The sequence below is a fragment of the Gilliamella sp. LMG 34359 genome (assembly GCF_984569085.1).
The window spans coordinates 3,592,290-3,599,132 of the sequence record NZ_OZ474906.1; the positions used below are offsets into that span (position 1 = coordinate 3,592,290).

At 34.0% G+C, this 6,843-nt stretch carries 6 protein-coding genes; 3 read left to right on the forward strand and 3 right to left on the reverse strand.

What is annotated here, in order from left to right; genetic code table 11:
- Positions 1-33 precede the first annotated feature (33 nt).
- The 3 genes from AC5LXV_RS16340 to AC5LXV_RS16350 all read right to left on the reverse strand — a co-directional run bounded on the left by AC5LXV_RS16340 (position 34) and on the right by AC5LXV_RS16350 (position 3,434).
- The gene (locus AC5LXV_RS16340) at positions 34-906 is read right to left on the reverse strand and encodes an arginase family protein (RefSeq protein WP_493467047.1); all 873 of its coding nucleotides are present in this window, start codon (positions 904-906) and stop codon (positions 34-36) included.
- Positions 903-1,952 carry a GNAT family N-acetyltransferase gene (locus tag AC5LXV_RS16345; protein ID WP_493467048.1) on the reverse strand — a complete coding sequence of 350 codons (1,050 nt, stop codon included), beginning with the start codon at positions 1,950-1,952 and terminating at the stop codon, positions 903-905. Before AC5LXV_RS16345 ends, AC5LXV_RS16340 begins: the two co-directional genes overlap by 4 nt.
- Positions 1,953-2,024: 72 nt before the next feature.
- Positions 2,025-3,434 (reverse strand): aspartate aminotransferase family protein, encoded by a 1,410-nt coding sequence (locus AC5LXV_RS16350; protein WP_110422514.1) that lies wholly within the window; start codon positions 3,432-3,434, stop codon positions 2,025-2,027.
- Between the two features lie 170 nt (positions 3,435-3,604).
- Between AC5LXV_RS16350 and AC5LXV_RS16355 the strand changes: the two genes are divergently transcribed.
- The 3 genes from AC5LXV_RS16355 (at position 3,605) to ompA (ending at position 6,681) form a co-directional block, all read left to right on the forward strand.
- Positions 3,605-4,354, forward strand: a complete 750-nt coding sequence (locus AC5LXV_RS16355; RefSeq protein ID WP_493445459.1) for a MipA/OmpV family protein — start codon at positions 3,605-3,607, stop codon at positions 4,352-4,354.
- Positions 4,355-4,469: 115 nt separating this feature from the next.
- Complete coding sequence (locus AC5LXV_RS16360) at positions 4,470-5,378, forward strand: recombination-associated protein RdgC (protein WP_493467049.1); 909 nt, start codon at positions 4,470-4,472, stop codon at positions 5,376-5,378.
- Positions 5,379-5,574: 196 nt separating this feature from the next.
- A complete protein-coding gene (ompA, locus tag AC5LXV_RS16365) occupies positions 5,575-6,681 on the forward strand; it encodes a porin OmpA (RefSeq protein WP_493467050.1) in 1,107 nt (368 codons plus the stop codon).
- Positions 6,682-6,843 lie beyond the last annotated feature (162 nt).

Here is a 6,843-nt window from a genome sequence, read left to right on the forward strand (position 1 = left end):
AAAGGCCTAGATAATTCAATCCGTTAAAGAATACTAGGCTTTTAACGCCTTTAATAAAGTTAAATTGAGTTGATGCTGTTCTTGTTGCCAATCATTTAACTTTTCAAACGATATTTCTGGTTGTTTATCAAGTGAACTTAGTAAACGCTTAAACCAACTTTTTGGTTGCCATATTGATAACTCACCAGTGATATCACTGCCTATAATTCGCGACTTAACTGAAGAAATAGTATCTAATAGATGGTACGTCTGTAGCTTGCCTTGGTCCCAGTTGGTATGAATAACCTCTTCACTTAACGCATCTTTATCTATCGATAAATATATCGGTTTAGCATTGCGGTATTGTTCAGATAGAAATTGAGTAATAAGATCATCAGGCGAATCAAAATAACGAAAGGCATGGCTTAAACCAATTTTCTTAGTCCACGAAACATTGACATCCAAGCTCCAATAGGTCAGTTTTTTATGAAAAAGTGGTGACCATCTATTTTCCCAAAAATGCCATAAGCCAATATCATGCGAGGTAATGCCTAACACATGGACATGGCTAACAAAAGGTAAACTAGCCACATAACTAACCCACGATCCACAGTGAACACCAAATAGATAACGCATATTATCTGGGTGGTTATCAAAAATAACCACTTCAATTGGATTATCTGCACTATAGTACTTTGCTAGCTGCTCAATCAATAATAACGAAATATGATGGTAATCACCACTGCCCATTAACACGGTACCATAATGTTCTGGTAACGATTGTTGCAATACCTTTTTAAATTTTTGGAATTTTTTTTGACTACAGCCAAAGCGGATGACATCTTGCCACTGAGTGAAATCAAACGTTCTGGCATCGGTAATTTCACCAACGCTTTGATCAAAATTAAGGATAACTGGCGATGTCATGCTACTTTCTCCTTATCTGTTTCAAAATGACCAATTAATTTACGTAAAATCGCTCTTAATAAAGGATTCCGAATATAGACTAAGTGTTTAGTTAACGTAAAACTAGCTCCCAATGAAGCCTTAACTTCTGGATCAGTCCAACCGGCTACATAACTACTCAGATTTTGTTGCAACGCATATTCAAGATTAACAAACCAACTAACAAAATAGAGGTTTAATTCTCTTGCTTGTGGATAAACCATACCAATGTATTTATCGATTAAAACGTTATTTACCACAAAACAGATGTTATAACCAATTAATTTTCCATCATAATGATAAGTGAAAATACGTCCATTTGCTGCTTTGTTTTGTAGTAATTCGACAAAAAATGGTTTGGTTAATAGATCAAAATGTACTTCACTCTGTTCATATACATTGAGATAAAGCTGATAATATAAATCAAGATTGGTGTCATCAAAAAAACAATCATCACCTGTTTGCAAGATGTTAATCACCAATTTTTCACGAGACTTTAGTTTTCTTCTTAAATTCTTACGACGGCTATATGACAATTTTGCCAAAAAATCATTTATCGACTCAAAATCAATGGGAACCCAAGCTAAAGCTTGCCCTTCAACTTCAATAAAACCACGTTCTTTTAAGCAATCAATAATCTCCTTTGAATATTGATTATCCTGCTTGCTAAGTAAAGGTGAATCAGAAGGTAAATCTTTAACAATGACAAAAGGATATTTTTTGGTATAAGTTGCTTTAACATTATCCGCTAATTGATGGGCATCGACTTTATTTGTCAATAAACTATATTCTGAAACGGTTGTCCCCACAAAACATGTTTTTGGTTGTAACCAATGTCGCCATTTTTTATAAAAAGGCAATTTATGAACTTTATTTTTAAAATCATCATCAGCAGTTGTGAGCAAATCAAACTTAGCAGAAAAAGCCGGTATACCATCTTCACTCATCCAGCTAGTAAACTCTTGTGGTGGGTGAGAAAGGAAATTATTTATTAGTTCATTTGGTTCTAGTTGATTGATATATCGCATAACTTTTATAATTGATCGGGTATAGCTATAATCCCGTTAATTGCTATTAACGGGATTATTTTAATTTAGGACTTAAAGTTCTTTTTTAGCTCGAGTGATTAGTTGATCGAGTAATTCAATACCTTGATCAATTTCTTGACGAGTAATATGTAATGAAGGAGCAAAAGTGATAACATTTTTGTAATAACCACCAATATCAAGCACCAAGCCCATTTTATTACCTTTCCAGTCAAGATCACCTGACATACCGATATCAACCATTTTATCAACTAATGCTTTGTTAGCGGTAAATCCGTCTTCAGTACAAATTTCAGCACGAAGTGCTAAACCTAGACCATCAACTTCACCAATCTCTTTGTGTTTCTTCTCAAGTGTTTTTAATCCTTCAAGGAAATATGCACCACTATCCATTACCATTTTTTCGTAGTCGGTTTCTGAAGTCATTTTTAATACTTCTAGACCAACTGCAGTGCCTAAAGGATTTGACGCAAACGTTGAGTGGGTAGAACCAACAGGGAATACTTCTGGATTGATTAACTCTTCACGAGCCCATAAGCCACCTAATGGATTTAAACCATTTGTTAATGCTTTGGCAAATACCACCACATCAGGTTTAACATCAAAATGTTCAATTGACCATAACTTACCTGTACGATAAAAGCCCATTTGGATCTCATCAACAACTAATAAAATACCGTATTGATCTAAAACTTTTTTCAGACCTTTAAAGTAGTTACGAGGCGGAACAATATAACCACCAGTTGCTTGTAATGGCTCTGCATAAAATGCTGCATATTCAGCTTGGCCGACTTTTGGATCCCAAACACCGTGATATTCAGTTTCAAATAAACGTGCAAACTCAGCAACTAAATGTTCACCATACTCTTCGGCGGTCATTCCTTTAGGACGACGGAACGGATATGGGAATGGAACAAACATTGCGCGATCACCAAAGTGACCATAGCGGCGACGATAACGATAACTTGAGGTAATTGAAGATGCCCCCAAAGTACGACCATGGTAACCACCTTGGAAAGCAAACATTAGTGATTTACCGCCGGTAGCATTACGCACTACTTTTAGTGAGTCTTCAATACATTGAGAACCACCAACATTAAAATGAACACGCCCTTGGTAACCGAATCGCTGTTCCATACCTTGAGCAATAGTTTTTGCTAATTCAATTTTAGTTGGATGTAAATACTGGCTAGCACATTGTGGTAACGTATCGATTTGCTTTTTCAGTACATTATTTAAACGCTCATTAGCATAACCGAAGTTACAAGCAGAGTACCACATTTGTAAATCAAGGAAGGCTTTACCTTCTTTATCATACATGTAACTACCTTCACAGCCATCAAAAATCTTTGGTGGTTCAACGTAATGCACGGTATCACCAAATGAGCAATATTTTGCTTCATCTGCTAATAATGTTGCATCGTCAGGACGACTATTAATCATTTCTAAAGTTGGTTTACTCATAATTTATCTCACTAATCCATATTCAAATATGACAAAATGTGGCATTATTATCAAAGAAAACAGATTGTAACAATGTACAATTAATGTATAGATTTTGTGACGATAAGCGCAGCGTGACGAAATTACTACAATGATTGTCTTAAATCGTATCGCTATAAGTGGGTATCAAAATGAAAAATTTAAGCTGCATAATTTCGCTTTTATCAATATTTCCATTAGGGTATACGCAAATTGCATCGGCAGATCCTACATCATTAGGTATCGGTTTAGGTTGGTCTAATTCACCATACAAAAGTTACAGTTCAAGTTACTATCCGGTTCCTCATATTGATTATGACAATGGTTCATTTTTTATTGATGACTTATCAGCTGGTATTTACGCGATTAATGATGATAGTCAAAGTTTATCTTTTGGTGCTCGTTATCTTGCTAATGAATTTAAACCTCATGATTCAGACAACCATAAGTTAAGACAACTTGATAGTCGTCATTCTACCGTGCTAGCCGAAATTGATTATGCAATCAATACTAATTGGGGAATTTTTTCAGGCAGTATTGGCGCTGATGTGCTTGATAAAAGTAACGGAATCCTAGTAAATACCGACTATACTGTGCCTTATATACAAGGAAACTTTATTGTCGCACCTACTATTGGGATAAACTGGGCTAATAGTAAACATAATGACTATTATTATGGTATTTCGCATAAAGAGTCTTCACGTTCAGGTTTACATTATTTTAATGCCGACAGTTCTTTTACCCCTTACTTTGAAATTAATGCGCAATACTTTGTAACAGATAACATCGCTACTTTTGGTGGCGTTCATATTGATAAATTGACTGGTGATGCCGCTGATAGCCCTATGGTTGATGATAGTACCGTCACTTCTATCTATATGGGTGTATCTTATAAATTCTAAATTTTTTATTAAATTTTATTAATAAAACAACAATACTTTATTTGCTACGAAAATTTTATTGAAATCAGTCATGATTAATTAATTTTCATAAACTATTTTTTGGAAATATTACACTATGCTTTGGTTTAAAAATGCAATTATTTATCAACTTAATAACGACAATTTACTTGATAAACAGACGATTGAAAACGCGGTTAAGTCTGCTTCATTTTCTCCTTGTGGTAATTTAGATTCCACTAAAATGGGCTGGGTATCACCTTACAGTGATAATAATCAGGATGATTTCATTATTGATATGCAAGGGCATTTATTATTACGCATCAAAAAAGAGACTAAAATTTTACCTGCACCAGTCATAAAACAAGCTCTAAATGATAAAATTGACAAACAAGAAAAAGCGTTAAGCCGTAAACTAAGTAAAAATGAAAAGGCCACTTTAAAAGATGAAGTGATGATCGATTTAATGCCTAGAGCATTTAGCAAATACAACTACTATTGGTTATGGGTAGACACGCAAAACAAACGAATTATTGTTGATTGTAGCAGTTTTAAACTTGCTGAGGATATTCTAGCCATCTTACGTAAAGAACTTGGTGCGCTCGCATTAACTCCGCTATCTATTGAGAAACCGCTTGAGAAAATTATGACGACTTGGGTTAAAGAGAAACTCAGTTTTCCTCCTTTTATATTAGGTGATGAAGCGGAATTAAAGGATCCTCTTGAAGGTAATGGGATTATTAGTTGCAAAAATCAAGATATCACCAGTGATGAAATGTTAGTTCATTTAGATTTGGGGAAATGGGTTACTAAACTTAAAATCATTGATGAACGTGGTATCAATTTTATTATTCACCCCGATTTAACATTGAAAAGAATTAAATTTGATTCGGTTATTTTGGATGAAAATGAAGATATTGGATCAGATGAATTTGATAAACGCCTTGAAGCTGATTTCTATATTATGGCAAATACGCTATCAAATTCAATAAATGATTTATATATTACTATCAATAAAATTATTTAACCTCAAAAGGACTGGTTATTTTTTACAAAAACTTACCATTACACCTAGCTTCGAATAATATTTGTGCTATAATTTATGGTAAATTATGTGAAGCATAATTATTTATAATAAAAAATTAACACTTTTTAAAAAGTAAAATTTAACAATAAAAGCAAATTAAACAACGTCTATCACAACAAACAAGTTGAGGCAAAAAATGAAAAAAACAACTCTAGCTCTAGCAATCGCAGTTGCAAGTCTAAGTGCTACTGCCGCTAATGCAGCATATGAAGATAATACTTTTTATATAGGTGGTAAATTAGGTTGGTCAGAACTTTATCGTTTAGATGCAAACAAAGTTCGCGGTTATGATAAAGATGAAGCTGGAATTAAAACTTCAAATAGAAGTAATGTTGCTGGCGGTGCTTTCTTAGGTTTCCAAGCTAATCCTTACTTAGCTTTTGAATTAGGTTACGACTGGTTAGGTTCAGCAAAATATAAAAGAAATAATCTTACTGATACTTCTGGTATTGGCGGTAATAGCAAAGTTTCAGCACAAGGTGTCTCTTTAACCGGTAAATTGAGCTATCCATTATCATTCATTTCTGATGATTTAGATATTTATGGTCGTGCTGGTGGTATGATTACTATTTCTAAATGGAAAAATAGTGGTTATGTTAAAACAAATGACAGACTTGATCACGGCACAAAAACTGATGTATCGCCAGTTTTCGCTTTAGGTCTTGATTATCGTCTTAACGAAGATTTCTCAACTCGTTTAGAATATCAATATGTTCAACATATTCATACTCAAACTGACGCATCTCCAAATGCAGGAGCTGTAACCTTAGGTGTGACTTACCGTCTAAATTCACCATCTGTTGCTGTACCAGTTGAAATCAAATCTGAAGTAAACCGCTATATTTTAAATGAAGATATACTATTCTCTTATTCAAAAGCGGATTTAAAAGCAGAAGGTCGTCAAGCACTTGATAACTTGTTAACAACTCTTGTTAAAATTAACCCAACTCAAAGTGCGATTATCGTAATTGGTCATACTGACCGTCTTGGTTCAGATAGCTTTAACCAAAAACTATCAGAACGTCGTGCTCACACAGTAGTGAACTACTTAGTTCAAAAAGGTGTACCAGCAGGTATCATCAGTGCGCGCGGTATGGGTAAATCTCAACCAGTTACCGGTGATAAATGTAATGCACTACGTGATGGTGAATTAAAAGAATGTTTAGCACCAGACCGTCGTGTTGAAATTGAAGTTAAAGCACGTAACGTGCAAGAAGTTCAAGTAATTGATCAAACAAATTAATTTTTGTTATTAATTATATCGTTAAACCCAGCTTCGGCTGGGTTTTTTCATTTATTAATTATGTTAGTAATTGAATAATAGCTTGCTTAAATGCTATAAATTATCCACAAAAAAGATTATAATTATTTAAATATTGTTAGTATCCCAATTAAAGGAGTAACC

Coding starts and splice junctions, on each gene's coding strand:
- AC5LXV_RS16340 (WP_493467047.1), bottom strand. CDS start 906: ATGACATCGCCAGTTATCCTTAATTTTGATCAAAGCGTTGGTGAAATT.
- AC5LXV_RS16345 (WP_493467048.1), bottom strand. CDS start 1,952: ATGCGATATATCAATCAACTAGAACCAAATGAACTAATAAATAATTTC.
- AC5LXV_RS16350 (WP_110422514.1), bottom strand. CDS start 3,434: ATGAGTAAACCAACTTTAGAAATGATTAATAGTCGTCCTGACGATGCA.
- AC5LXV_RS16355 (WP_493445459.1), top strand. CDS start 3,605: ATGAAAAATTTAAGCTGCATAATTTCGCTTTTATCAATATTTCCATTA.
- AC5LXV_RS16360 (WP_493467049.1), top strand. CDS start 4,470: ATGCTTTGGTTTAAAAATGCAATTATTTATCAACTTAATAACGACAAT.
- ompA (WP_493467050.1), top strand. CDS start 5,575: ATGAAAAAAACAACTCTAGCTCTAGCAATCGCAGTTGCAAGTCTAAGT.